Source organism: Bradyrhizobium sp. HKCCYLRH1034, from assembly GCF_051168375.1.
Lineage (GTDB): Bacteria > Pseudomonadota > Alphaproteobacteria > Rhizobiales > Xanthobacteraceae > Bradyrhizobium.
The window spans coordinates 142186-165918 of the sequence record NZ_JBNPUW010000001.1; the positions used below are offsets into that span (position 1 = coordinate 142186).

At 66.1% G+C, this 23733-nt stretch carries 19 protein-coding genes; 11 read left to right on the forward strand and 8 right to left on the reverse strand.

Annotated features, from left to right (window positions below; translation table 11 throughout):
* Nucleotides 1-11: 11 nt before the first annotated feature.
* Both ACQR0W_RS00640 and ACQR0W_RS00645 read right to left on the reverse strand, forming a co-directional pair.
* A complete protein-coding gene (locus ACQR0W_RS00640; protein WP_315826239.1) occupies nucleotides 12-497 on the reverse strand; it encodes an SRPBCC family protein in 486 nt (161 codons plus the stop codon).
* Nucleotides 490-819: an ArsR/SmtB family transcription factor gene (locus tag ACQR0W_RS00645; protein WP_315714704.1), complete on the reverse strand. Its 330-nt coding sequence runs from the start codon at nucleotides 817-819 to the stop codon at nucleotides 490-492. The genes ACQR0W_RS00640 and ACQR0W_RS00645 overlap by 8 nt, the downstream gene beginning before the upstream one ends.
* Before the next feature lie 214 nt (nucleotides 820-1033).
* Here ACQR0W_RS00645 and ACQR0W_RS00650 point away from each other — a divergent pair, with 214 nt between their 5' ends.
* A complete protein-coding gene (locus tag ACQR0W_RS00650; protein ID WP_316170262.1) occupies nucleotides 1034-2437 on the forward strand; it encodes a methyl-accepting chemotaxis protein in 1404 nt (467 codons plus the stop codon).
* Nucleotides 2438-2765: 328 nt separating this feature from the next.
* Here ACQR0W_RS00650 and ACQR0W_RS00655 read toward each other — a convergent pair whose 3' ends face one another.
* Complete coding sequence (locus ACQR0W_RS00655; protein WP_315826241.1) at nucleotides 2766-4379, reverse strand: ABC transporter substrate-binding protein; 1614 nt, start codon at nucleotides 4377-4379, stop codon at nucleotides 2766-2768.
* 264 nt (nucleotides 4380-4643) lie between these two features.
* On the opposite strand from ACQR0W_RS00655, the gene ACQR0W_RS00660 reads away from it, so the two are divergent.
* Nucleotides 4644-4784, forward strand: coding sequence for a hypothetical protein (locus tag ACQR0W_RS00660; protein ID WP_315714707.1), 141 nt, complete (start codon nucleotides 4644-4646; stop codon nucleotides 4782-4784).
* A 98-nt stretch (nucleotides 4785-4882) separates the two neighbouring features.
* On the opposite strand, the gene ACQR0W_RS00665 is transcribed toward ACQR0W_RS00660, so the two are convergent.
* A complete protein-coding gene (locus tag ACQR0W_RS00665; RefSeq protein WP_315749432.1) occupies nucleotides 4883-6496 on the reverse strand; it encodes an ABC transporter substrate-binding protein in 1614 nt (537 codons plus the stop codon).
* A gap of 269 nt (nucleotides 6497-6765) precedes the next feature.
* Here ACQR0W_RS00665 and ACQR0W_RS00670 point away from each other — a divergent pair, with 269 nt between their 5' ends.
* From ACQR0W_RS00670 to ACQR0W_RS00705, 8 genes are all read left to right on the forward strand, one after another.
* On the forward strand, nucleotides 6766-7896 hold the full coding sequence (locus ACQR0W_RS00670) for a M20/M25/M40 family metallo-hydrolase (RefSeq protein WP_316170263.1): 1131 nt from the start codon (nucleotides 6766-6768) through the stop codon (nucleotides 7894-7896).
* Nucleotides 7897-8303: 407 nt separating this feature from the next.
* A complete protein-coding gene (locus ACQR0W_RS00675; RefSeq protein ID WP_315714710.1) occupies nucleotides 8304-9245 on the forward strand; it encodes an ABC transporter permease in 942 nt (313 codons plus the stop codon).
* Between the two features lie 11 nt (nucleotides 9246-9256).
* Complete coding sequence (locus ACQR0W_RS00680; RefSeq protein ID WP_315714711.1) at nucleotides 9257-10147, forward strand: ABC transporter permease; 891 nt, start codon at nucleotides 9257-9259, stop codon at nucleotides 10145-10147.
* Nucleotides 10148-10280: 133 nt separating this feature from the next.
* Nucleotides 10281-11927, forward strand: coding sequence for an ABC transporter ATP-binding protein (locus tag ACQR0W_RS00685; RefSeq protein ID WP_315714712.1), 1647 nt, complete (start codon nucleotides 10281-10283; stop codon nucleotides 11925-11927).
* A 295-nt stretch (nucleotides 11928-12222) separates the two neighbouring features.
* Nucleotides 12223-13722 carry a M81 family metallopeptidase gene (locus ACQR0W_RS00690; RefSeq protein WP_315749427.1) on the forward strand — a complete coding sequence of 500 codons (1500 nt, stop codon included), beginning with the start codon at nucleotides 12223-12225 and terminating at the stop codon, nucleotides 13720-13722.
* A gap of 20 nt (nucleotides 13723-13742) precedes the next feature.
* Nucleotides 13743-14906 (forward strand): M20 aminoacylase family protein, encoded by a 1164-nt coding sequence (locus tag ACQR0W_RS00695; protein WP_315780672.1) that lies wholly within the window; start codon nucleotides 13743-13745, stop codon nucleotides 14904-14906.
* A 65-nt stretch (nucleotides 14907-14971) separates the two neighbouring features.
* On the forward strand, nucleotides 14972-16393 hold the full coding sequence (locus ACQR0W_RS00700; RefSeq protein WP_316164474.1) for an amidase: 1422 nt from the start codon (nucleotides 14972-14974) through the stop codon (nucleotides 16391-16393).
* A gap of 410 nt (nucleotides 16394-16803) precedes the next feature.
* The gene (locus ACQR0W_RS00705; protein WP_316170264.1) at nucleotides 16804-17694 is read left to right on the forward strand and encodes a crotonase/enoyl-CoA hydratase family protein; all 891 of its coding nucleotides are present in this window, start codon (nucleotides 16804-16806) and stop codon (nucleotides 17692-17694) included.
* 195 nt (nucleotides 17695-17889) lie between these two features.
* Here ACQR0W_RS00705 and ACQR0W_RS00710 read toward each other — a convergent pair whose 3' ends face one another.
* The 4 genes from ACQR0W_RS00710 to ACQR0W_RS00725 all read right to left on the reverse strand — a co-directional run bounded on the left by ACQR0W_RS00710 (nucleotide 17890) and on the right by ACQR0W_RS00725 (nucleotide 22532).
* A complete protein-coding gene (locus ACQR0W_RS00710; protein ID WP_434840570.1) occupies nucleotides 17890-19929 on the reverse strand; it encodes a methyl-accepting chemotaxis protein in 2040 nt (679 codons plus the stop codon).
* 92 nt (nucleotides 19930-20021) lie between these two features.
* Nucleotides 20022-20999 (reverse strand): NADPH:quinone oxidoreductase family protein, encoded by a 978-nt coding sequence (locus ACQR0W_RS00715; protein ID WP_315714718.1) that lies wholly within the window; start codon nucleotides 20997-20999, stop codon nucleotides 20022-20024.
* A complete protein-coding gene (locus ACQR0W_RS00720; RefSeq protein ID WP_315714719.1) occupies nucleotides 20999-21604 on the reverse strand; it encodes a 2-hydroxychromene-2-carboxylate isomerase in 606 nt (201 codons plus the stop codon). Before ACQR0W_RS00720 ends, ACQR0W_RS00715 begins: the two co-directional genes overlap by 1 nt.
* A gap of 223 nt (nucleotides 21605-21827) precedes the next feature.
* Entirely contained in the window at nucleotides 21828-22532 is a 705-nt protein-coding gene (locus ACQR0W_RS00725; RefSeq protein ID WP_316170266.1) for a glutathione binding-like protein, read from the reverse strand.
* Nucleotides 22533-22669: 137 nt separating this feature from the next.
* On the opposite strand from ACQR0W_RS00725, the gene ACQR0W_RS00730 reads away from it, so the two are divergent.
* Nucleotides 22670-23692 (forward strand): methionine synthase, encoded by a 1023-nt coding sequence (locus ACQR0W_RS00730; protein ID WP_315714721.1) that lies wholly within the window; start codon nucleotides 22670-22672, stop codon nucleotides 23690-23692.
* Nucleotides 23693-23733: the final 41 nt, after the last annotated feature.

The window sequence follows — 23733 nt, forward strand, 5'->3', positions numbered from 1 at the left end:
TGATGAACTGCTCATGATGACGCCGGCGGCCGCTCGGCCTCGGCTACGAAGCGCTGCAGCAGCCCCGGCCAGCCGCCGTCGACATCCCGCCGCATCGACGCGCCGGCCTCGCGGCCCATGGTTTCGAACTTGTGGTGCAGCAGCTCGACGCGGGTCACGTCCGGGCCCTCGGCAACGAATTGCACATCGACCTCCGAGCGCATCGCCGCGTCCGGCTTCCACTGCGCATCGATCTGCCACAGCATGACGAAGCGATGCGGCGGCTCCCATAGCGTGATGGTCGCGACCGTGGTCGCCGTGCCGTCCTCGGCGATCTCGAGCCAGCGGCCGCCGAGCTTCGGCTCCAGCATCACCTTCTCGATCGGCTTGCGGCCGACCCCATGCGTATGCGGCCACCAGCGCGTCAGGCCGCGCGTGAACACGTCGAACGCATGATCGATCGGCGCCCGGACATGGACGAGCTTCCGCACCGGCGCGATCACGGCCCCCTCACTCATCGATCCCCCCTTTCGTCTGTCGATGCGTGCGCTCCGCCTCGATCTTGAAGGCGAGCAGCGCGTCGTCCCAGAAGCTGTCGAGCCAGTCGCGCAGCTCGGCCAACCCCTCACGGCGCAACGCGTAGATGCGGCGCACGCCTTCGCTGCGTTCCTCGACCAGCCCGGCATCCTTCAGCACCTTCAGATGCTGCGAGACCGCCGGCCGCGACACCGGCATCCCGGCCGCGATCGCATGGACCGGCCGCGGTCCACCGCGCAGCCGTTCGAACACCTCCCGCCGCGTCGGGTCCGCCAGCACATTCAGTGTCGTTCCGTAAGTCATGGCTTACTGTAAGCCACTACTTACATAAACGTCAAGGCGGCAGGCCGGAGAACGCGAGAGCCCCGATCCCTGCAGATCTCGCCACCGCCGGTTGCAAGGAGAAACCCGCCATTAACCATAACCGAACCAGGGTGGAACCAACGGTTGCCGGCGTCCGGGCGGGTTGTGCGACGTCGCTCAGGCTGGCCGGGGCTCGCCATCAATGAGAGGCACGATGCTGGGATTCCGCCGAAAGAACGAACCATCGGACGCCCCGCTTGCGTCCGACACCTCCGCACACGACGCCTTCCAGGACGCGCTGGCGCAGTGCCTCGGTGACTGGGCGGACGGCAAGCTCAATCGCGATATCGGAGGCGTCGATGCTGCCGCGCTGCGCGCCCAGCTCAAGCCGCAACTGATCGAGGCCATCCATCGTCTCGGCACTGCGCTCGCGGCCCGCGCGTCCCAGGATCTCGATTCCGTCGTCGACATCTGCATCAACAGCAACGAAGCCTCGATCAGCGCGGCGCGCCTGATCGACGCCTCCAACAATCAGTCCGAACGCTGTCAGAGTCTCGCTGCCGCATCGGTGGAGATGCAGGCCTCCGTGCACACCATCCGGTCGACGTCGACCGAAGCCGCTGCCGAGGCTGCCGCGACGCGCCAAGCCGTCGAGAACAGCGTGACCGCGGTACAACGGACGTTGCAGACGATGAACGGCATCGCCAGCTCCGTGCGCGACACCTCGGCGAAGATCGCCGATCTCAGCGCCGCCTCCGCCGAGATCGGATCCATCGTCGGCACCATCGACGCGATCGCCAACCAGACCAACCTGCTGGCACTCAATGCCACCATCGAGGCGGCGCGCGCCGGCGAATTCGGCAGGGGCTTCGCGGTGGTCGCCGCCGAGGTCAAGAACCTGTCGCAGCAGACCACCAAGGCGACGGAGGACATCAAGGGTCGTATCGAGCGGCTGCAAGCCGAGATGAGCGGCATCGTCGAGGCCATGGCCGGCGGCGCCAAGGCGGTCGAGGTCGGCATGTCCGAGATGAACGATCTGGCGCAGGCGATCGATCAGGCCGGCACCCGGACCGCGGTGGTCAGCACCAAGATGGATGAGATCTCCGGCATTCTCGCCGAGCAGTCCGCCGCAACCGACGAGGTCGCGCAGGGCATCACCATCATCGCCGATCTCGCGACCGCCAATGCCAACGAGGTGATGTCGCTCGCGGACACCATGGGCAAGACGGACGCAAAGGTCGGCAAGATGCTGGGCGAGATCGCCAAGCTCTCGCTCGACAACCAGGTGGTGAGATTGGCCAAGGCCGATCACGTGATCTGGAAGAAGCGGCTGGTGGACATGTCGGTCGGCCGGCTGCAACTTCGCGCCGACGAGCTCTCCGATCATCACACGTGCCGGCTCGGCAAATGGTACTATGGCGAAGGCGGCCAGCGTCTGGCCGGCGATCCGGCATTTCGCAACCTCGAACGCCCTCACGAGGCGGTGCACCGCCACGGCAAGGAAGCCGCGCGCCTGTTCAGCTCAGGGCGCATCGATGAAGCGCTCAACGAGATCGGCAGGGTCGAGGTCGCTTCCAGCGAGGTGTTGGCGGCGCTGGACGAGATCAGGGCCTCATAGCTACGAGGCTGCTGCCGACGTCACGTCACTCCATCCTCGCGTCATTCCGGGGCGTGCGCAGCACGAGCCCGGAATCCATAGCCACAGGACAGGGTGTGGTGTGAGATGGCAGTGGCGCTTGTCTTCGCCACATGACGGCGCGTGGATATGGATTCCGGGCTCATCGCTGCGCGATGCCCCGGAATGACGGCGAGAGAGCCGGCCCCGTCGGCAGTCGTGTAGCCCGGATGAGCGATAGCGACATCCGGGTCTCCTCCACAGCGCGTTTGAACCCGGATGTCGCTATCGCTCATCCGGGCTGCGGCTACGGGCCGCGGCCGACATCTCGTCACTCGCTCTTGTCGACGTTCCAGAACACCGGCACGGCCTGCCCTTCCAGGACGCCGGTGATCGATTTGCGCCAGGCGCTCGGCATGAACCATTGGCCGAGCGGCACGTAGATCACCTGGTCGTAGACCTCCTGCTGAATCTGGGCGGCGATCCGCTTCTGGTCCTCCGGCTTCGTGGCCTTGGCGAAGGCGTCGCGCAGCTCCTCCATCTTGGGATCGTCGGGCCAGCCGAACGGGCTCTTCTGGCCGCGTGCGCCGACGAAGGTGCTGCCGATCGGATTGCCGGAGTCGGCGATCACCGAGTTGGTGAAGAACATGTTCCAGCCGCCCTCCTTGGGCGGCTTCTGGCTGGCACGCCGCGTCACCACGGTCTGCCAGTCCGTCGTCTGCAGATCGACCTTGAAGCCGGCCTCGCGCAACAGCTGCGCGGCGACCACCGGCTGCGCCTTCAGGGTGATCGCATCGCCCGGCGCGAGGATCACGACGGGCGTACCGTCATAGCCGGCCTCGGCCAGCAGCTTCTTGGCCTGCTCCATGCCGTTGCCCTTCACCAGCGTCTCCGAGCCGATGTCGGATTCGAGCGGCGTGCCGCAGCCGAACACGGCGCCGCAGATCGTGTAGTACTTGGCGTTACCGACGAGCGCGTCGAGCACATCCTTCTGGTTCAGCGCCAGGAACGCCGCACGGCGGATCTTCACATTGTCGAACGGCGGAAACAGGAAGTTCATGCGTCCCAAGGTCTGGTAGCCGAACTTGTTCAGCACGTTCATCGAAAGATCGGGATTGGCTGATAGCACCGGCTCGAGATCGAGCGGCGGGAATTCCATGAAGTCGATGTCGCCGGCCTGCAGCGCGTTGACGGCCGTCTGCGCATCGGGCATCGAGACCCACTCGACGCGGTCGACCTTCACCACCTTGCCGCCGGCCGTCCAGCTCGGCGGCTCCTTGCGCGGCACGTAGTCGGTGTTCTTCTCATACACCGCCTTCACGCCCGGCTGGAATTCCGCCTTGACGAACTTGAACGGTCCGGAGCCGATCTGCTCCGAGATCTGCTGGTTCGCGGGCGTCTCGGCCAAACGCTTCGGCATCATGAACGGTACGTAGGAGGACGGCTTGCCGATCGACTCCAGCACCAGGCCGTACGGCTCCTTCAGCTTCAAGGTGATGGTCTTGGCATCGGTGGCCTCGAGCGAGGCCGTGGCCTCCATCAGCTTCTGGCCCATGCTGTCGTTGCGGCTCCAGCGCTTCAACGAGGCGACGCAATCTTCGGCGGTGACCGGCGCGCCGTCGTGCCACTTCAGGCCGTCGCGCAAGGTGAAGGTGTAGGTCAGCTTGTCGTCCGAGACCGTCCACTCTGCCATCTGCGGCTGGACCTGAAACTTGGCGTCGGTCCCGAGCAGGGTGTCGTATACCATGTAGCCGTGGTCGCGCGTGATGTAGGCCGGCGTGAACACGGGATCGATGACGCGCAGATCCGAATGCATCACCGCCGTAATCGTCTTCTTGCCGGCGGCGAGGGCCTGGGTCGTCACGCCCGCCATCGACACGGCCATGACCGAGGCGACGAACCATGAAACGAGCGCGGATGCGGTCCGGCGCGGAGTATGTGACATGCGATCTCTCTTGACGTGGGCTTCCATCCGAGGGCCCCGATACCGATCAAGGCCTGACGAGGCGTCCTGCGTCGCGTCTGCGAACGCTCAGCAAACAGTCTCGGCGAGGGAGACTTGCAGCAGTTCCATCGGAGGTCAATCGCCACGGACGCATGGGTCACCGCACCACGCGGCTGCACACATCGTGACTGCCGACGATGGCGTCCCGCCATCTGGAACTCGGCTGCGCCTCGTCCGTTATGCGCAGCAGCAAGGAGCCTGATGATGCCGAATGAAGTCACCAAGCCGCGGGACAGCCGACATCCGGCCATGCCGATCCGCACCGATAAGAACCCGTCCCAGGATCAGATCAGCCCACCCTTGATGGTCGAGGGTCTCGAAGCCGTGCGCGATCCGCACTGCTGAAGGGCGCTAACGCACGGGCGAATGCAGGAACAAAAAAGAGACGCGGCGAAGTCTCCACTTCGCCGCGTCTTTGTTTGCGTCACGAGTGCGTCCGCCGCCTACTCGCTCTTGTCGACATTCCAGAACACCGGCGTCGCCGGGCCGTCGAGCACGCCGGTCAGCGATTTGCGCCAGCCACTCGGCAGCAGATATTGTCCGAGCGGGATGTAGATCACCTTCTCGTAGTTCTGCTTCTGGATTTCGGTGGCGATCTTCTTCTGCTCGTCGAGCGAGGACGACCGCGCATAGGCGTCGCGCAGCTTCTCGATGTCGGCATCCTCGGCCCAGCCGAACCAGCCGCCCTTGGTGCCGCGGCCGCCGACCGAGACGTTCGCCACGGGATTGGCGACGTCGGCGCCGACCCAGTTGGTGAAGAACATGTTCCAGCCGCCCTCCTTCACGGGCTTCTGGCTGGCGCGCCGCGTCACCACCGTCTGCCAGTCGGTGGCCTGCAGGTCGACCTTGAAGCCGGCCTCGCGCAACAGCTGCGCCGCCACCACGGGCTGCGCCTTCAAGGTGGTGACGTCGCCCGGCGCCATGATCGCGATCGGCGTGCCGTCATAGCCGGACTCGGCAAGCGCCTTCTTGGCCTCGGCCATGCCGTTGCCCTTGATCAGCGTCTCGGCACCGACGTCGGTCTCGAGCGGCGTGCCGCACACGAACACGGCGCCGCAGACCTTCTGGTACTTCTCGTTGCCGACCAGCGCGTCGAGCACGTCCTTCTGGTTCAGGGCGAGGAAGGCCGCGCGGCGCACCTTCACGTTGTCGAACGGCGGGTTGAGGAAGTTCATGCGGCCGAGCGTCTGGTAGCCGAACTTGTTCAGCACGTCGATCTTGAGCTCGGAGTTCGACTCCAGCACCGGCAGCATGTCGTAGGGAAGGTTCTCCATGAAGTCGATGTCGCCGGACTGCAGCGCGTTCACAGCGGTCTGCGCGTCAGGCATCGTGATCCACTCGACGCGGTCGACCTTCACCACCTTGCCGCCGGACGTCCAGCTCGCCGGCTCCTTGCGCGGCACGTAGTCGGTGTTCTTCTCGTACACCGCCTTCACGCCCGGCTGGAATTCCGCCTTGACGAATTTGAACGGGCCCGAGCCGATCTGCTCGGGAATCTGCTGGCCCTGCGGCGTCTCGGCGAGACGCTTCGGCATCATGAACGGCACCAGCGAGGACGGCTTGGCGATCGACTCCAGGACGAGTCCGTAGGGCTCCTTCAACTTGAGCACGATGGTCTTGGCATCCGGCGCCTCCAGGCTCGCCGTGAAGTCCATCAGCTTCTGGCCCATGCCGTCATTGCGGCCCCAGCGCTTCAGCGAGGCGACGCAGTCCTCGGCGGTCACGGGCGTGCCGTCATGCCATTTCAGGCCGTCGCGCAGGGTGAACGTGTAGGTCAGCTTGTCGTCGGAGACCTTCCAGTCCGCCATCTGCGGCTGGACCTTGAAATTCGAATCGGTCGCCAGCAGCGTGTCATAAACCATGTAGCCATGGTCGCGGGTGATGTAGGCCGTCGTGAATCCGGGATCGATGACGCGCAGATCCGAATGCATCACCGCCGTGATCGTCTTCTTGCCGGCTGCGATGGCCTGGGTGCTCAGCGCCGTCGAGAGCGAAAGCATGGAAACGGCGAGGCTCGTCGCGAGCGTCAGACGTTTCCAGCGCGGGCTGTGGAACATTACGAGGTCTCCTGAGTGGATGGCTTGACCTGAAACTCATCAGATCCAGACCATTCGTTGGGCGTGCAGATCAATCCTTGTGCGAACTAACATGCTGTAAGTCGCGAGCTTTCGACAGTTGCAGACGTCGCCTTTCGCGTCAATCCGCATTCAGCGCATGCGGCCCTGGGCTGAGAATGCCGTTAACGTCTGCGTAGCTTTCGCTTTACAAGACGTGCGCAACTCCGTCTCGTGTCATGAGATCGCGACAAAGCCTTGAGAGAGCACAAATGAATCCAGCCCATCTTCCCTTCGATACCGACATCATGCTGCAGGGCTTGCGCGGCTGGGTCGAATGCGAAAGTCCGACCTGGGACGCCGCCGCGGTGGAGCGCATGCTGGATCTTGCCGCGCGCGACATGGCCATCCTGGGTGCGACGATCGAGCGCATCGCCGGGCGCCAGGGTTTCGCCGGCTGCGTGCGCGCCCGCTTCCCGCACCCGCGGCAGGGTGAGCCGGGCATCCTGATCGCCGGCCACATGGATACCGTTCACCCCGTCGGCACGCTGGCCAGGCTGCCTTGGCGCCGCGAGGGCAACAAATGCTACGGGCCCGGCATCTGCGACATGAAAGGCGGCAACTATCTCACGCTGGAAGCGATCCGCCAGCTGATCAAGGCTTCCATCGCGACGCCGCTGCCGATCACCATCCTGTTCACGCCGGACGAGGAGGTCGGCACGCCCTCGACCCGCGACATCATCGAAGCCGAGGCGCAGCGCAACAAATACGTGCTGGTGCCCGAGCCGGGCCGTCAGGACAACGGCGTGGTGACCGGCCGCTATGCCATCGCCCGCTTCAATCTCGAGGCGATCGGACGTCCGAGCCATGCCGGAGCGCGGCTCGGCGCGGGCCGTTCCGCGATCCGGGAAATGGCGCGACAGATCCTCGCCATCGACGGCATGACGACGGAGGACTGCACCTTCTCGGTCGGCATCGTGCATGGCGGCCAGTGGGTCAACTGCGTCGCCACCACCGCCACCGGCGAAGCCCTCAGCATGGCGAAGCGGCAGGCCGATCTCGACCGCGGCGTGGAGCGGATGCTGGCGCTGTCCGGCACCACCGACGACGTGACCTTCAAGGTGACGCGCGGCGTGACGCGGCCGGTGTGGGAGCCGGATTCCGGAACCATGGCGCTGTACGAGAAGGCGCGCGGCATCGCCGAACAGCTCGGCCTGTCGCTGCCGCACGGCTCGGCAGGCGGCGGCTCGGATGGCAACTTTACCGGCGCGCTCGGCATTCCGACCCTCGACGGCCTCGGGGTGCGCGGCACCGACATGCACACCCTGAACGAGCACATCGAGATCGACAGCCTCGCCGAGCGCGGCCGCCTGATGGCGTGCCTGCTCGCGACCCTGGCGTAGGATTGCCTCCGGGCAAGATCTCGTAGCCCGCATGAGCGCAGCGACATGCGGGGTCATCGCCGCAGCGCGAGACCCCGGGGTCGCTTCGCTCTCCCGGCTACGCACCGCCTGCTGCGCAGCAGCACGGTTTCATTTTCCGGGACCAGGACGGTGAGTAGACAACGGCTCCACGGCGCGCGCATGATGGCATGCGGCTTGCAAAGTTTCGCGCAGGGTTCGCCGCAAAGTGCTGCGACATTGTTCGCAAATGCGACGGTTCGCGCGGATCACGAACACCGTGTCATCGCGCGTGCACGAGCGGACGAGCGAACACCGGAGACCTTGAAAGCGATGGATATCGGTGACATGCACACTCTCTCACGACGTTGCGCGCGTCGCCCCAGCACCATGAAGGCGGTTCTCTCAAGATGATCGGTTATCTGCTTCGCCGCATCCTCGCATCCATCCCCGTGATGGGCGTGGTGGCGCTGTTCGTCTTTCTCTTGCTGCGGCTGACGCCGGGCGATCCCGCCGCGATTCTCGCCGGCGACAACGCGACCCCTGAGCAGCTCGAGCGCATCCGCACCACGCTCGGACTGAACGAGCCGCTCTACATCCAGTTCATCACCTGGATCAATCAGCTGCTGCATGGCGATCTCGGCGTGTCGCTGATCTCGAAGGTGCCGGTGCTGCAGATGATCGGCCAGCGCATCGAGCCGTCGATCTCGGTCGCGATCTCGACCATCATCCTGTCGATTCTCGTCGCGGTCCCGCTCGGCGTCATCGCGGCCTGGAAGCACGGCACCTGGATCGATCGTTTCGTGATGGCGCTCTCGGTGATCGGCTTCTCGGTGCCGGTGTTCGTCATCGGCTACATCCTGATCCAGCTGTTCGCGATCAACCTGCGCTGGGTCCCCGTCCAGGGCTTCAAGAGTCTCAGCGCCGGCTTCGGCCCGTTCTTCGAGCGCATCATCCTGCCGACCTGCGCATTGTCCTTCATCTACGTCGCGCTGATCGCGCGCATGACGCGCGCCGCGATGCTCGACGTGCTCGGCGAGGACTTCGTGCGCACCGCGCGCGCCAAGGGCGTCAGCGAGATCGCGGTGCTGCTGCGCCACGCGTTGCGCAATGCGGCCGTGCCCGTCATCACGGTGATCGGCTCCGGCTTCGCGCTGTTGATCTCCGGCGTCGTGGTCACCGAGAGCGTGTTCAACCTGCCCGGCATCGGCCGCCTCACCGTCGACGCCGTGCTGGCGCGCGACTATCCGGTCATCCAGGGCATGATCCTTCTGACCTCCTTCATCTATCTCGCGGTCAATCTCCTGATCGACCTCGCCTACACCCTGCTCGATCCACGCATCCGCTACTGAGGCCCTTTCCGATGGCGATCGTCACCACCCCTGAGCCGTCGATCCCGGTCACCACGCGACTGGGGCCCCGGTTCGGCTTTCTCACCTCGACCCCGATCATCGCCGTGGCGACCGTCTGCCTGTCGCTCATCGTGCTGATATCGATCCTCGCACCGCTGCTGGCGCCGCACGATCCCGTGCTGCTCGCGCCGGCGCAGCGGCTCAAGCCGTCGAGCGCGCAACACCTGCTCGGCACCGACGCCTATGGCCGCGACCTGCTGTCGCGCACGATCTATGGCGGCCGCATCTCGCTGCTGGTCGGCGTCGGCGCCGCGATCATCTCGATCGCGATCGGTCTGGTGATCGGCCTCGTCTCCGGCTTCTTCCGCTGGGTCGATGCCATCCTGATGCGGGTGATGGACGGCCTGATGGCGATCCCGAGCATCCTGCTCGCCATCGCCGTGGTCTCGCTGTCGGGCGCCAGCGTCGGCACCGTGATGATCGCGATCACCATCGTCGAGATCCCGCGCGTCGCGCGCCTGGTCCGCTCGGTCGTGCTGACGGCACGCGAGGAGCCCTATGTCGAAGCTGCGATTTCGCTGGGGACGTCGATGCCCAAGATCATGTGGCGGCATCTGATGCCGAACACGATCGCGCCGCTGATCGTCCAGGGCACCTACATCTGCGCCGCCGCGATCCTCACCGAGGCGATCCTGTCGTTTCTCGGCGCCGGCATCAGCCCGGAGACGCCGACCTGGGGCAACATCATGGCCGAGGGCCGCTCCTACTTCCAGATCAAGCCGTCGCTGATCTTCTGGCCGGGCCTGCTGCTGTCGATCGCCATCCTCTCGATCAACCTGATCGGCGACGCCGCCCGCGACGCGCTCGACCCGCGCATGAAGCAGCGCGAGGCCGGCAAGTGACGGCCTTTCGTAGCCCGGATGATCATCTCACTTTTCGTCATTGCGAGCGAAGCGAAGCAATCCAGGGCCACGCCCGGAACTCTGGATTGCTTCGTCGCTTCGCTCCTCGCAATGACGCTGGAGAAATGAACACATGACCGACACCATCCTCGACATCGACAATCTCGTCGTCACCGTCGGCAAGACGAAGAACCCGAACGGCCCGCGCATCATCGACGGCGTCTCGATCAAGGTCGAAAAGGGCGAGACGCTCTGCGTCGTCGGCGAAAGCGGCTCCGGCAAATCGGTGACCTCGCTGACCACGATGGGCCTGCTGCCGAAGAACGCGCTTCATGCCGTCGGCGGCAGCGTCAAGCTGGTCGGCGAAGAGCTGCTCACCGCGAGCGATCGCCGGCTGCGCGAGCTGCGCGCCACCCGGATGGCGATGATCTTCCAGGAGCCGATGACCGCGCTCAATCCGGTCGTGCCGGTGGGCCGCCAGATCGACGAGGTCCTGCGCGCGCATACGTCTCTCGATGCGCGGACGCGGCGCAAGCGCATCCTCGACATGATGGAGCAGGTCCACCTGCCCGACGTCGAGCGCATTTTCGGCTCCTATCCCCATCGCCTGTCCGGCGGCCAGCGCCAGCGCATCATGATCGCGATGGCGCTGGTGCTCGAGCCGAAACTCCTGATCGCCGACGAGCCGACCACCGCACTCGACGTCACCACGCAGAAGCAGATCCTCTCGCTGATCCGCGAGTTGCAGCGCGATCACGGCACCGCCGTGCTGTTCATCACCCACGACATGGGCGTCGTCGCCGAGATCGCCGACCGCGTCTCGGTGATGCGCCAGGGCCGCCTGGTCGAGACCGGCGCACTCGACAAGATCCTGCGCAGCCCCGAGATGGACTACACGCGCAACCTGCTCGCTTCCGTGCCCAGCCTGATCCCACGCCCGCCGCGGCCCGAGAGCACCGAGCCGGTGGTGCTGGAGACCAACGAGCTCGGCAAGGTCTATCGCGAGCGCTCGTTCCTCGGCAAAGCGCGCGAAGTCGTCGCTGCGCAGAACGTCACGCTCACCCTGCGCAAGGGCCGTACGCTCGGCATCGTCGGCGAAAGCGGCTCCGGCAAATCGACCGTGGCCCGCTGCATCGTGCGGCTGATCGATCCGACCTCCGGCGGCGTCCGCCTCGCCGGCCACGAGATCTCGATCCTGACCCGCCGGCTGCTACAGCCGCACCGCAAGCGCATCCAGATCGTGTTCCAGGACCCCTACCGCTCGCTCAACCCGCGGCTGACCGTCGGCGAGAGCATCGCCGAGGGACCGGTCAACTACGGCACCTCGCATGACAAGGCGATGGCGCGGGCGCGCGAGCTGCTCGAGCTGGTCGGCCTGCCCGCGGACGCGATCTCGCGCTATCCGCACCAGTTCTCCGGCGGCCAGCGCCAGCGCATCGCGATCGCGCGCGCGCTCGCGCTCGATCCCGACGTGCTGGTGGCGGATGAAGCGGTCTCCGCGCTCGACGTCTCGGTGCAGGCGCAGGTGCTGGAGCTGCTCGACGAGATCCAGCGCCGGCTCGGCATCGCCATCCTGTTCATCACGCATGACCTGCGCGTCGCCGCGCAGATCTGCGACGACGTCGTCGTGATGCAGAAGGGCCGCATCGTCGAGCAGGGCCCGGCCGGCGAGATCCTGACGCATCCGAAGGAGGCCTATACCAAGTCTCTGCTCGAGGCCGCGCCGGGACGGAACTGGGATTTCGCGAACTTCCGGCCGGTGGCGGAGGCGGTGGCGTAGCAGCGCCACCCACCGCTGTCATTCCGGGGCGAGCGCAGCACGAACCCGGAATCCATACCCACAGGCGGGTGTGGTGATATCGGGTGGTCGACAGCCTGCTTCCCAACGACCGTCTGTGGGTATGGATTCCGGGCTCATCGCCGCGCGATGCCCCGGAATGACGCGCGGAGAGAGCCCGTGCAGGCCGGCGCGCCGTCATCGTGGCCCGCATGCAAAACGGCATCGCTCCTTCGCTTGCCTGCGCCGCGAGGGCCGGTCTAACGTCATGACACGTTCAACGGCCTGAGGCGAAGTAATGACGCGCGTCGCGATCGGCGGCTTTCTGCACGAGACCAACACATTCGCACCGACGAAAGCGGACTACGACGCGTTCATGCATGGCGGCGGCCGCGCCTCGATCGCCGATGCGGCCTCCGTGCTCACGACGATGCGCGGCATCAATGCCGGCCAGGCCGGCTTCATGGCAGTCGCGGAAGCCAACGGTTGGGACGTCGTGCCCACCATCGCCTGCGCGGCGAGTCCCTCCGCGCATGTCACCAGGGATGCGTTCGAGCGCATCACGGGCGTGATGGTCGACCGCATCAAGGCCGCCGGCCCGCTCGACGGCGTCTATCTCGACCTGCATGGTGCGATGGTGACGGAGCATCTCGACGACGGCGAAGGCGAGATCCTGGCGCGCGTGCGCGAGGTGATCGGCCCGAACGTGCCGCTCGTCGCGAGCCTCGACCTGCATGCCAACGTCACCCCCGAGATGATGGCACATGCCGATGCGCTGATCGCCTACCGGAAATATCCGCACACCGACATGGCCGACACCGGCCGCGCCAGCGCCGAGCACCTCGCGCTGCTGCTGCGCGCAAAGACGCCGCTGGCGAAAGCCTTCCGGCAATTGCCGTTCCTGATCCCGATCAGCTGGCAGTGCACCAATGACCAGCCGACCAAGGGCATCTACGAGAAGCTTGCGGCGCTGCAGAGCGAGGCGGTGCCGACGCTGTCGTTCGCGCCCGGCTTTCCCGCCGCCGATTTCGCGCATTGCGGCCCAAGCGTGTTCGCCTATGGCCGGACGCAGGCCGACGCGGACGCCGCGGCGGATGCGATCGCGGCGATCGTCGCGGGCCACGAGGATGATTTCGACGGCCGCATCTACACGCCCGATGACGGCGTGCGCCATGCGATGACGCTGGCGAAGACAGCGACGCGTCCGATCGTGATCGCCGACACCCAGGACAATCCCGGCGCGGGCGGCGATTCCGATACGACCGGCATGCTGCGCGCGCTGGTGCGCAATCGCGCCAGCCGCGCCGCGATCGGCATGATCTACGATCCGCAAGCGGCGATCGCCGCGCATGCGGCCGGCGAAGGGGCCACCGTGACGCTGTCGCTCGGCGGCAAGAGCGGCATTCCCGGCGATGCGCCGTTCGAGGAGAGCTTCATCGTCGAGAAGATCTCCGACGGCCGCTTCGTCGCACCCGGCCCGTTCTACGGCGGCCGCAAGATGGAAATGGGACCGTCAGCGTGTTTGCGCATTGGCGACGTCCGCGTCGTCGTGGCCTCGCACAAGTCCCAGCTTGCCGACCAGGAGATGTACCGCTTCGTCGGCATCGAGCCGACCGCGCAGGCGATCCTGGTCAACAAGAGCTCGGTGCATTTCCGCGCCGATTTCGAACCGATCGCCGAACATCTCCTGATCTGCGCCGCGCCCGGCGCGATGCCCGCCGATCCCTCCACCCTGCCCTGGACCAGCTTGCGTCCGGGCATCCGCCTCAAGCCGAACGGCCCGGCGTTCGAAGCTTAACCCGACAACGGAAACGCTCCATGCCCACCATCGATCGCATCCAGGCTTACGCCGACGAGCTCACCGCCATCCGCCGCGACCTGCACGCGCATCCGGAGATCGGCTTCGAGGAGACGCGCACCTCCGGCATCGTCGCCGAGAAGCTTGCGCAATGGGGCATCGAGGTGCATCGCGGCCTCGGCGGCACCGGGGTGATCGGCGTGCTCAAGGGCAAGAACGACAGCGGCAGGAAGATCGGCCTGCGCGCCGACATGGATGCGCTGCCGATGGAGGAGAACACGAACCTGCCGTGGCGCTCGACCATCCCCGGCCGTTTCCACGGCTGCGGCCATGACGGCCACACCACGATGCTGCTCGGCACCGCGCGCTATCTCGCCGAGACTCGCAACTTCGACGGCACCGTGCACTTCATCTTCCAGCCGGCGGAGGAAGGCCTCGGCGGCGCACGCGCGATGATCAAGGACGGCCTGTTCCAGAAGTTTCCCTGCGACGAGCTCTACGGCCTGCACAACGCGCCGGACTTGGAGCACGGCGAGATCGCGATCCTGCCCGGTCCGGCAATGGCCGGCGCCGACTTCTTCGACATCCGGATTTCCGGCTACGGCGCTCATGGCGCCATGCCCGAGCGTTCCAAGGATGCGGTGGTGATCGCGACCAGCGTGGCGCAGGCGATCCAGACCATCGTCAGCCGCAATGTCGAGCCACTGCAGGCCGCGGTCGTCTCGATTACGCAGATCCACGCCGGCTCGGCCTACAACGTCATTCCCGGCGATGCCTGGCTGTGCGGCACCGTGCGCGCGTTCTCGGACCCCGTGCGCGCGTTGGTGCGCGAGCGCATGCGCGCGATCTGCGCCGGCATGGCGGCCGCCTTCAATTGCGAGATCGACGTAGACATCCGCGACACGTTCAGCGTGCTGGTGAACCAGGAGGAGCAGTCCAAGGTCGTCGAGCAGGTCGCGCGCACCGTGGTCGAGCCGTCCAAGGTGCTGACCCGCTCGACGCCGAAGATGGGCAGCGAGGATTTCGCCGACATGCTGCAGACGATTCCGGGCGCCTATTTCTGGGTCGGCCATGACGGCTCGGTGCCGGTGCACAATCCCGGCTACGTGCTCGACGACAAGATCCTGCCGATCGGCGCCAGCATGTTCGCCCGCATCATCGAGACGCGGCTGCCGGCGGCCTAGCGCGACTGACATACGTCAATGAGCGGGCGGCAGATCGAGATGAACTTCGGCGTGGGAGTACCAGCATGCACAAGCCCGTCTCGGATGACGTCACCTCGCTTCACGATCTCTCCGCCGTCGACCTGATCGCCGGCTATCGCGCGCGCCAGTTCTCGCCGTCCGAGGTGATGGACGAGGTCCTGGCGCACGTGGCGGCGTGGGAGCCGCACATCAAGGCGCTGTATCTGCTCGACGCCGACGCCGCGCGGGCCGCGGCCGAGGCGTCGACCGCGCGCTGGGCCAATGACGAGCCGGCCGGCGTGCTCGACGGCGTACCGGCGACGGTGAAGGACAATCTCGCCACCAAGGGCCAGCCGATGCCGCTCGGCGCAGCCAGCGTCACGCGCACGCCGCTCGCCGCCGATGCGCCGCCGGTGGCGCGGCTGCGCGAGGCCGGCGCGATCATCTTCGCCAAGACCACGATGCCCGATTACGGCATGCTGTCGTCCGGCCTGTCGAGCTTCCATCCGCTGACGCGCAATCCATGGGATCTCCGCATGAACCCCGGCGGTTCGAGCGCCGGTGCGGGCGCCGCAGCCGCCGCGGGCTACGGTCCGCTGCATGTCGGCACCGACATCGGCGGCTCGATCCGGCTGCCCGCATCGTGGTGCGGCCTCGTCGGATTGAAGCCGAGCTTCGGCCGCGTGCCGATCGACCCGCCTTATGTCGGCCGCGTCGCCGGTCCGATGACGCGCATCGTCGACGATGCCGCGCTGATGATGAGCGTGCTGTCCAAGCCCGACCGCCGCGACGGCACCAGCCTGCCGCCGTCGGACCTGCACTGGAAGGTCACGGAGAAGCCGGTGCGCAAGCTGCGCATCGGCCTGATGCTCGATCTCGGCGGCGTCGGCCAGCCACTGGAGGAGCCGGTGCGCGCGACGACCCTGGCTGCGGCGAAAGCCTTCGAGGACGCCGGCGCCGTGATCAGCGAGGTCAAGGGCTTCCTGACGCGCGAGATGCTCGACGGTCTCGACAATTTCTGGCGTGCACGGCTGTGGGACGATCTGGCGCGGCTGGCGCCCGAGGTGCGCGCGAAGACCCTGCCCTACATCCTGCGCTGGGCCGAACGCGGCGCCGCGCTCTCCGGCGTCGAAGTCGTCAGAGGCTTCAACGTCACGATGGCGCTACGCGCCGCCGCGGCAAGACTGTTCTGCGACTACGACTACATCATCTCGCCGGTCTCGCCCGGCGTGAAATTCCCCGCCGAGTTCGCCTCGCCGGTCAACGATCCCGAGAGGCCGTTCGAGCACATCACCTACACCGTGCCCTGGAACATGTCGGAGAACCCGGCGATCTCCGTCAATGCCGGCTACGACCCCGACGGCTTCCCGATCGGCCTGCAGATCGTCGGCCGCCGCTTCGATGATGTCGGCGTGCTCGGGATGGCCAAGACGTTCGAGGGATTACGCGGCGAGCAGCGGCCATGGCCGATACCGCCGGCCTCCTGATTCGCGTCACCCCACTCCTTCCTCCGTCATTGCGAGCGAAGCGAAGCAATCCAGAGTCCCGCCCACGACTCTGGATTGCTTCGCTTGCGCTCGCAATGACGGGGACAGAGCGTGGGCCACATCGCTGCCGGATCGCGTGCTGGGAGACCAATGAAAAGCGCGGCTCTTTGCCCGCCATGCGGAATGTCGTCACGATTTGACGCGGCCTCTCGCTGAACTATTGTACTCCCTATCGTCGATCCCAGTCGTCGTCATTCCGGGGCGTGCGAAGCACGAGCCCGGAATCCATACTCACGATGGTGGTTATGGATTCCGGGCCTGCGCCCAAGAGGGCGCATCCCGGAATGACGGCGGAGATTGTGGCACGAGCAAACAACTAATAAGCGCCACGACAACATCAGGAAGCGCCAATGGCTTATCAGACCATCCTCTACGACGTCGCCGACAAGATCCTCACCATCACGCTGAACCGGCCGGAGAAGCTCAACGCCTTCACCGGCACCATGATGGAGGAGCTGATCGACGCCTTCGATCGCGCCGACAAGGACGACGGCGTCAGGGCGATCATCGTCACCGGATCGGGCCGCGCGTTCTGCGCGGGTGCTGACCTCTCCTCCGGGGCCGACACGTTCGATCGCGATGCCAAGCGCGGACCGGTGAAGCGCCACGCCGATGGCCGCGTCGACTATTCCGATCCGCAGGTGCGCGATGGCGGTGGCCAGGTCACCTTGCGCATCTACAAGTCGCTGAAGCCGGTCATCGCCGCGGTCAACGGCCCCGCCGTCGGCATCGGCGTCACCATGCAGCTCGCGATGGACATCCGCATCGCCTCTGACGCGGCGCGGTTCGGCTTCGTGTTCTCCCAGCGCGGCATCGTGCCGGAGGCGGCGTCGAGCTGGTTCCTGCCGCGCATCGTCGGCATCTCGCAGGCGCTGGAATGGTGCTACACCGGCCGCGTGTTTCCGGCGCAGGAGGCACTCGCCGGCCGCCTCGTCAGCAAGGTCGTGCCGCCGGATGATCTGCTGCCCACCGCCCGTGCACTGGCCCGCGAGATCGCCGACAAGACCGCGCCGGTGTCGATCGCGCTGATCCGCCAGATGATGTGGCGCATGATGGGCGCCGACGATCCGATGGAGGCGCACAAGGTCGACAGCCGCGGCATCTACGCGCGCGGCCGCTCCGACGACGTCAAGGAAGGCGTGGTGTCGTTCCTGGAGAAGCGCCCTGCGCAATTCAAGAACACGGTGACGGCCGATATGCCCGACTATTTCCCGTGGTGGGACGAGCGGGAGTATAAGTAGCGCCACGGCCCCAGGACACCATTTGGCAAAGAACGGCGTCCAGAGTGCCACGCGATAGATGGCGCGGTATGGGTCCTGGCTCAAGGCCGGGACGACGCCGCGTGGGCGGCAACTGCAACGACTCCATCAGCAGCACCAGGATCGCAATCGACCTCGGCAGCCAATCACCGCGCCAATCCCATCGCGTGCGATCGCTCACGCCGCCTTGATGCCGCGAATGAAGTCGTCGACATGGCGGCGCATGCTCTCGGACTGACGCAGCAGCTCCGCCGACGCCCCGAGCACCTGGCTGGCGGTGGCGCCGGATTCGTTTGCGGCGGCCGTGACCTGCTGGATGTTCTGCGAAATTTCGTCGGTCCCTTTGGCTGCGTGCTGGACATTCCGCGCCATCTCGCGCGTCGCCGCGCCCTGCTCCTCGACGGCATTCGCGATCGACGACGCGATCTCGTTCAGCTCGCCGATGGTCGTGGTGATGCCGCGGATGGCCCGGACGGCCTCGCTCGACACCTCCTGCATTCCGGAGATCTGCGCGCGGATCTCGCCGGTCGCCTTGGCGGTCTGCTCGGCGAGCAGCTTCACCTCGCCGGCGACGACGGCAAAGCCGCGGCCGGCTTCGCCCGCCCGCGCGGCCTCGATGGTCGCATTGAGCGCGAGAAGATTGGTCTGGCCGGCAATGTCGCTGATCAGCCGCACGATGTCGCCGATCCGCTCGGCCATGCTGGAAAGGCCCTGCACGGTCTCGTTGGCCCTCTGCCCCTCCGCGGCCGCCCTCTGCGCCATGTCGGCCGACTGCGTCACCTGACCGCCGATGCCCGCGACCGAGCTCGACAGTTGGTCCGTCGCAGCGGCCATCGTCTGCATGTTGCTCGATGCGGCCTCGGTCGCCTGCGCGACGCTGCTCGCTTCACTGCAGGTCCGGCTCGCCGTCCGATTCATCACGGCGGCCGTCGATTCAAGCTGTGTCGAGGCTGAGATCACGCTGTCGATCACGGCCGCGATGTCACCGCTGAAACGGTCGGTCAGCTCGCCGACGCGCTTGGCTTTTTCGGCGCGCTGGCTCATCGCTTCCGCATCTCTGGCAGCGAGCTCGGCACCATGGATCATGTTCTCCTTGAAGACCTGCACTGCCCTCGCCATCAGGCCGACCTCGTCGCGCCGATCGACCGCGTCGATTGCAGTGCTCACATCGCCCTTCGCCAGCCGCGTCATCGTATCGGCAAGCGCGTTGATCGGCCCAGTGATGCTGCGCGCCAGCGCAACGACGATCGCGAGGCTCAGCGCCAAGGCGACCAGCAGCAGCGCGCCGACGGCGGCGAGGCTGGCCGTGGCCGCGGCCTGCTTGCCGGCCATCAGCTCGGACAGCTCGACGGCCAGAGCGTCTTCGATCTGCTTCAGCAGATCGATCCGCAGCGTGGCCGCATCGAACCAGGCCTTGCTCGCGAGCCCTTTGAAATCACCGCTGACGCCGCCCTGCTCCACCACCTTGCGCATGGCAACGACACCGTCGATCGCCGGTCCCGTCATCGCCGCATCGAACGCCGCACGTCCTTTCGCCGAGGCGGCGGCGCGAAAGGCCGCGAAATAGCTGTCCTGCGCCGCAGCCAGCCCTATGGCGCGCGCGTAGGCGGCCTGCTCGAAGCGACCGGCGGCAAGGCCTCCCGCCACGACCGCGCGCTCCAGGCCGGCGCGCTCCTTGCCTTCGGTCAGATTGCCATAGGCAATGATCGCCTTGGAGATATCGTCGTCATCGCTGAGCCTCGATATGCCGCTGATCAGGCTGATCAGCCGGCTGACGATCTCGGTGAGCGAGCTGACCGCTGCCGCCGGCGTGACGGCTTGGACATCGATGTCGCCGCGGCGGCGATCGAGCTGCGTCAACGCCTGTTCGCTCGCCTGCGCCGCCTCGGCCAGTGCGGCGCTCCGGCGCAGCCCGTCCAGCGCGGCAAACGCGTGCGCGCGCTCGCCATCGGTCAGCTTGCGCTGCTGATCCAGCTCGGCACGCATCTGCGTGCCCTTGCTGCTCAGAAATGCCGACGACATGCCGCGCTCACGCTGCAGCTCATGAACGAAGCGGCTGAGCCTGGCGACGGCGTCCGCCGCCGGCTGCATGCGCGTCATCTCGACACGCACCGCCCATTTCGTGGAAATCTCGTAGGCCGCCAACGCGGCCAGTGTGACGATGGGCAGCAATGCAGACAGGGCTATGCGGTGAAGTATCTTCGACGTCTTCAACATGATCGGCCTCGACCTGTCCGATCACTCTATGAATCCAGTGGTAAAAAAATACACAGCCCCATCCGCCGAATTTTTGGGCAGACGCCTGCCAACTAATCCATCACCAGCGCGACGCGTCCGATGGCCTTGCGATCGATCAAAAGCCGCATCGCCGATGCGTAATTGTCGAACGGCACGCGGTGGGAGACGTTGGGCCGCAGCTTGCCTTGCTCGGCGAACGCGAGCAGTGCAGCCATCCGTCGCTCGCCCAGCTCGGGATCCTTCCGCACCGCCTCGCCGGCGCGAACGCCGAGCACGCTTGCGCCCTTCATGAGGATCAGATTGGTGCGTGCGAGCCCGATGCCGCCGGTGAAGCCGATCACCAGCAGCCGCGCGCCCCAGGCGATGCAGCGAACGCTGTTCTCGAACACCTCGCCGCCGACAGGATCGAACACGACGTCGACGCCACGGCCATCGGTGATGTGTTTGACGGCGTCGCGGAACGGCCCGCGTGAATACAGAATGAGATGATCGGCGCCACGCGCGCGTGCCACCGCGAGTTTCTCCTCCGACGACGCCGCCGCGATCACCGTTGCGCCGAGCAGCTTGCCGATCTCGACGGCGGCGAGGCCGACGCCACCGCCGGCGCCGTGCACCAGCAGCGTCTCGCCGGGCTTGAGCTGGCCGCGATCGACCAGGGCGTGATGGGCGGTGCCGTGGCCGGCCAGATAGGTCGCGCCTTCCGCGTAGTCGAAAGTCGACGGCAGCGGCGTGAGCTGGCTGGCCGCAACCACCGCCTCCTCCGCATAGGCGCCGAAGCGCATGCGGACGATCACCTTGTCGCCGACGGCGCGGCCGGTCACGGCGGCCCCGGTTTCGACGACGTCACCGGCTGCCTCGACGCCGGGCGTGAACGGCAGCTCAGGCTTGAGCTGATACTCGCCGGCCGCCATCAATATGTCCGGAAAGTTGATGCCGGCAGCGCGGATCTTCACCCGCACCTCTCCGTCACCGAGTGAGCGCGGCGGTAGGGCCTCCAGCCGCAGCGTCTCCGGCGGACCGAGCTCGCGGCAGACGATCGCACGCGGCATCAGGCGCGCCCCTTCGCCCGCGCCAGCGCCTCGCGGATCAGCGGCAGCCGATCATTGCCGAAATACATGTCGGTCACGTCGAGGAAGATCGTCGGCGAGCCGAAGCCGCCGCGCTTGACGACCTCCTCGGTGTTGATGCGCAGCTGGTCCTTGATGCCCTGCTGCGCGATCCCATCGAAGAACGCCTTCGGATCGACGCCGACGCGCCGGCACACCTCGGTCAGCACCGCATCCTGCGAGATGTCCTGGTCCTCGCCCCAATAGATCTCGAACACGGCCCGCGCGAACGGCACCATGTCCTGGCCCAGCCAGATGCAGCCGCGCATCGCCTTGACGCTGTTCACCGGAAACACCGATGGCGGCATCTTGATCTTGAGCCCGGCCGAGCGGGACCAGTCGTCGAGGTCCTTCAGCGTGTAGGCCGCCTTGGCCGGCACCGGCTTCTCGCGCTGCGCATAGACGCTGGGATTGACGGTGTTGAAGATGCCGCCGACCAGGATCGGCCGCCAGACGATGTCGACGCCGAATTCTTGCGCGAGCGGTTGGATGTTGTGGAAGGCAAGATAGGTCCAGGGGCTGGAGCAGTCGAAGAAGAATTCGATCATGTGTGTTTCCTCAAGGTCTCGATAAGTTCGCCTTTGCGCGCGCAAAAATCCGGAGTGTGGTCGTGGCCCTGGATTGCTTCGCTTCGCTCGCAATGACGGAGAGAGTTGGTGCAAACCACTCCTTCCGTCATTGCGAGGAGCGTAGCGACGAAGCAATCCAGGGGCTGCAACATACGGTCTGGATGGCTGATCCCCATGCTCCTCGCGATGCCGCGGAGCTCGCTCACGACCGCCCCGTCATCTCCTTCGCGCGCGCGCCGAACATCACATGACGCGACTGCTCGTTGAACGGCTCCTTGACGAACTTGCCGATCGCCAGCCCCGCCTGCAGCTTGGGCCGCGCGCGCAGGTCCGCGTACCAGCGCTTGATGTCGGGATAGTCGTCGAGCGTGAATCCCTGGGCCTTGTGCGTCATCATCCAGGGAAAGCAGGCGATGTCCGCGATCGAATAGTCGTCGCCGGCGACATAGGCGCCGGTCTTGCCGAGCTGCACGTCGAGCACGTGGAACAGCCTGGCCACCTCGTCGCGGTAGCGCTGGATCGCGTAAGGGATCTTCTCAGCCGCATAGAGCGCGAAATGGCCGTGCTGCCCCATCATCGGCCCCAGTCCGGCCATCTGCCACATCACCCATTGGATGACACGCGAGCGCGCCCGCGCCTCCTGCGGCAGGAAACGGCCGGTCTTGTCGGCGAGATAGATCAGGATGGCACCGGTCTCGAACACCGGGAACGGCGCGCCGCCATCGGCCGGCGCGTGATCGACGATCGCGGGAATCCGGTTGTTCGGGCTGATCGCCAGGAACTCCGGCTTGAACTGGTCGCCGGCGCGGATGTCGACGGGAATGACGGTATAGGGCAGCCCGAGTTCCTCGAGCATGATCGAGATCTTCCAGCCGTTCGGCGTCGGCGCATAATGGAGATCGATCATCCTTCCACGATTCCTTCCCCTGACCATTATGCCGCGCTGCGGAACACGCGAGGCGGCTTCGTTCTTCTGTACCTGAAGGGTAAGCCATGGCAGACAGGCGCTCAAGCCTGACCGCCTTTATGCTGGAGAGTTCGACCATGCTGTTTCCATCGACCATCGCAGGCTCGCTGCCGAAGCCGGAATGGCTGGCCGAGCCCAACGTGCTGTGGGCTCCGTGGAAGTCGAAGGGCGAGGAGCTGGCGCGTGCCAAGCGCGATGCGACGATCCTGGCGCTGAAGCTGCAGGAGGATTCCGGCATCGACATTCTCACCGAGGGTGAGCAGTCGCGCCAGCATTTCGTGCACGGCTTTCTCGAGCGCGTCGAAGGCATCGACTTCGCCCACAAGGTCGAGATGGGCATCCGCAAGGACCGCTACAAGGCGATGGTGCCGCAGGTGGTGGCGCCGCTGTCGCTGAAGGGCCGTGTCCATGGCGACGAGGCGCGGATCGCGCGCACGCACACCACGCGCGCGCTGAAGTTCACGCTGCCCGGACCGATGACGATCATCGACACCATCGCCGACAACTACTATGGCGACCGTGTGAAGATGGCGTTCGCCTTCGCCGAGCTGCTGAACCAGGAGGCCAAGGCGCTGCACGACGACGGCATCGACATGATCCAGTTCGACGAGCCCGCCTTCAACGTCTACATGGACGAGGTGCGTGACTGGGGCATCAAGGCGCTGGAGCGCGCCGCCGAAGGGCTGACCTGCCCGACTGCCGTGCACATCTGCTACGGCTACGGCATCAAGGCCAACACCGACTGGAAGGAGACGCTGGGCGGCGAGTGGCGGCAGTATGAGGAGACCTTCCCGGTCATCGACGCCAGCACCATCCAGCAGGTCGCCGTCGAATGCCGCAATTCGAAGGTGCCGATCGAGCTGCTCGGCCTGCTCAAGAACAAGATCGTGCAGGCCGGCGTCATCGACGTCGCCAGCGACGCGATCGAGACCGCCGAGGACGTCTGCAAGACCCTCGAGGACGTCATGAAGGTGGTGCCGAAGGAGAACATCATCGCCACCACCAATTGCGGCATGGCGCCGATGCGGCGCGAGATCGCCGAGGCCAAGCTGATGGCGCTCGGCACCGGCGCAAAGCTGGCACGGCAAAGGTTTGCCTGACTCAGATGTCAGGTCAGACCCGAGGCAAGGGCGTCGACGGC

Bases quoted from the DNA above. Each gene is read 5' to 3' on its own strand.
- ACQR0W_RS00640 (WP_315826239.1), bottom strand. From the start codon at position 497: ATGAGTGAGGGGGCCGTGATCGCGCCGGTGCGGAAGCTCGTCCATGTC.
- ACQR0W_RS00645 (WP_315714704.1), bottom strand. From the start codon at position 819: ATGACTTACGGAACGACACTGAATGTGCTGGCGGACCCGACGCGGCGG.
- ACQR0W_RS00650 (WP_316170262.1), top strand. From the start codon at position 1,034: ATGCTGGGATTCCGCCGAAAGAACGAACCATCGGACGCCCCGCTTGCG.
- ACQR0W_RS00655 (WP_315826241.1), bottom strand. From the start codon at position 4,379: ATGTCACATACTCCGCGCCGGACCGCATCCGCGCTCGTTTCATGGTTC.
- ACQR0W_RS00660 (WP_315714707.1), top strand. From the start codon at position 4,644: ATGCCGAATGAAGTCACCAAGCCGCGGGACAGCCGACATCCGGCCATG.
- ACQR0W_RS00665 (WP_315749432.1), bottom strand. From the start codon at position 6,496: ATGTTCCACAGCCCGCGCTGGAAACGTCTGACGCTCGCGACGAGCCTC.
- ACQR0W_RS00670 (WP_316170263.1), top strand. From the start codon at position 6,766: ATGAATCCAGCCCATCTTCCCTTCGATACCGACATCATGCTGCAGGGC.
- ACQR0W_RS00675 (WP_315714710.1), top strand. From the start codon at position 8,304: ATGATCGGTTATCTGCTTCGCCGCATCCTCGCATCCATCCCCGTGATG.
- ACQR0W_RS00680 (WP_315714711.1), top strand. From the start codon at position 9,257: ATGGCGATCGTCACCACCCCTGAGCCGTCGATCCCGGTCACCACGCGA.
- ACQR0W_RS00685 (WP_315714712.1), top strand. From the start codon at position 10,281: ATGACCGACACCATCCTCGACATCGACAATCTCGTCGTCACCGTCGGC.
- ACQR0W_RS00690 (WP_315749427.1), top strand. From the start codon at position 12,223: ATGACGCGCGTCGCGATCGGCGGCTTTCTGCACGAGACCAACACATTC.
- ACQR0W_RS00695 (WP_315780672.1), top strand. From the start codon at position 13,743: ATGCCCACCATCGATCGCATCCAGGCTTACGCCGACGAGCTCACCGCC.
- ACQR0W_RS00700 (WP_316164474.1), top strand. From the start codon at position 14,972: ATGCACAAGCCCGTCTCGGATGACGTCACCTCGCTTCACGATCTCTCC.
- ACQR0W_RS00705 (WP_316170264.1), top strand. From the start codon at position 16,804: ATGGCTTATCAGACCATCCTCTACGACGTCGCCGACAAGATCCTCACC.
- ACQR0W_RS00710 (WP_434840570.1), bottom strand. From the start codon at position 19,929: ATGTTGAAGACGTCGAAGATACTTCACCGCATAGCCCTGTCTGCATTG.
- ACQR0W_RS00715 (WP_315714718.1), bottom strand. From the start codon at position 20,999: ATGCCGCGTGCGATCGTCTGCCGCGAGCTCGGTCCGCCGGAGACGCTG.
- ACQR0W_RS00720 (WP_315714719.1), bottom strand. From the start codon at position 21,604: ATGATCGAATTCTTCTTCGACTGCTCCAGCCCCTGGACCTATCTTGCC.
- ACQR0W_RS00725 (WP_316170266.1), bottom strand. From the start codon at position 22,532: ATGATCGATCTCCATTATGCGCCGACGCCGAACGGCTGGAAGATCTCG.
- ACQR0W_RS00730 (WP_315714721.1), top strand. From the start codon at position 22,670: ATGCTGTTTCCATCGACCATCGCAGGCTCGCTGCCGAAGCCGGAATGG.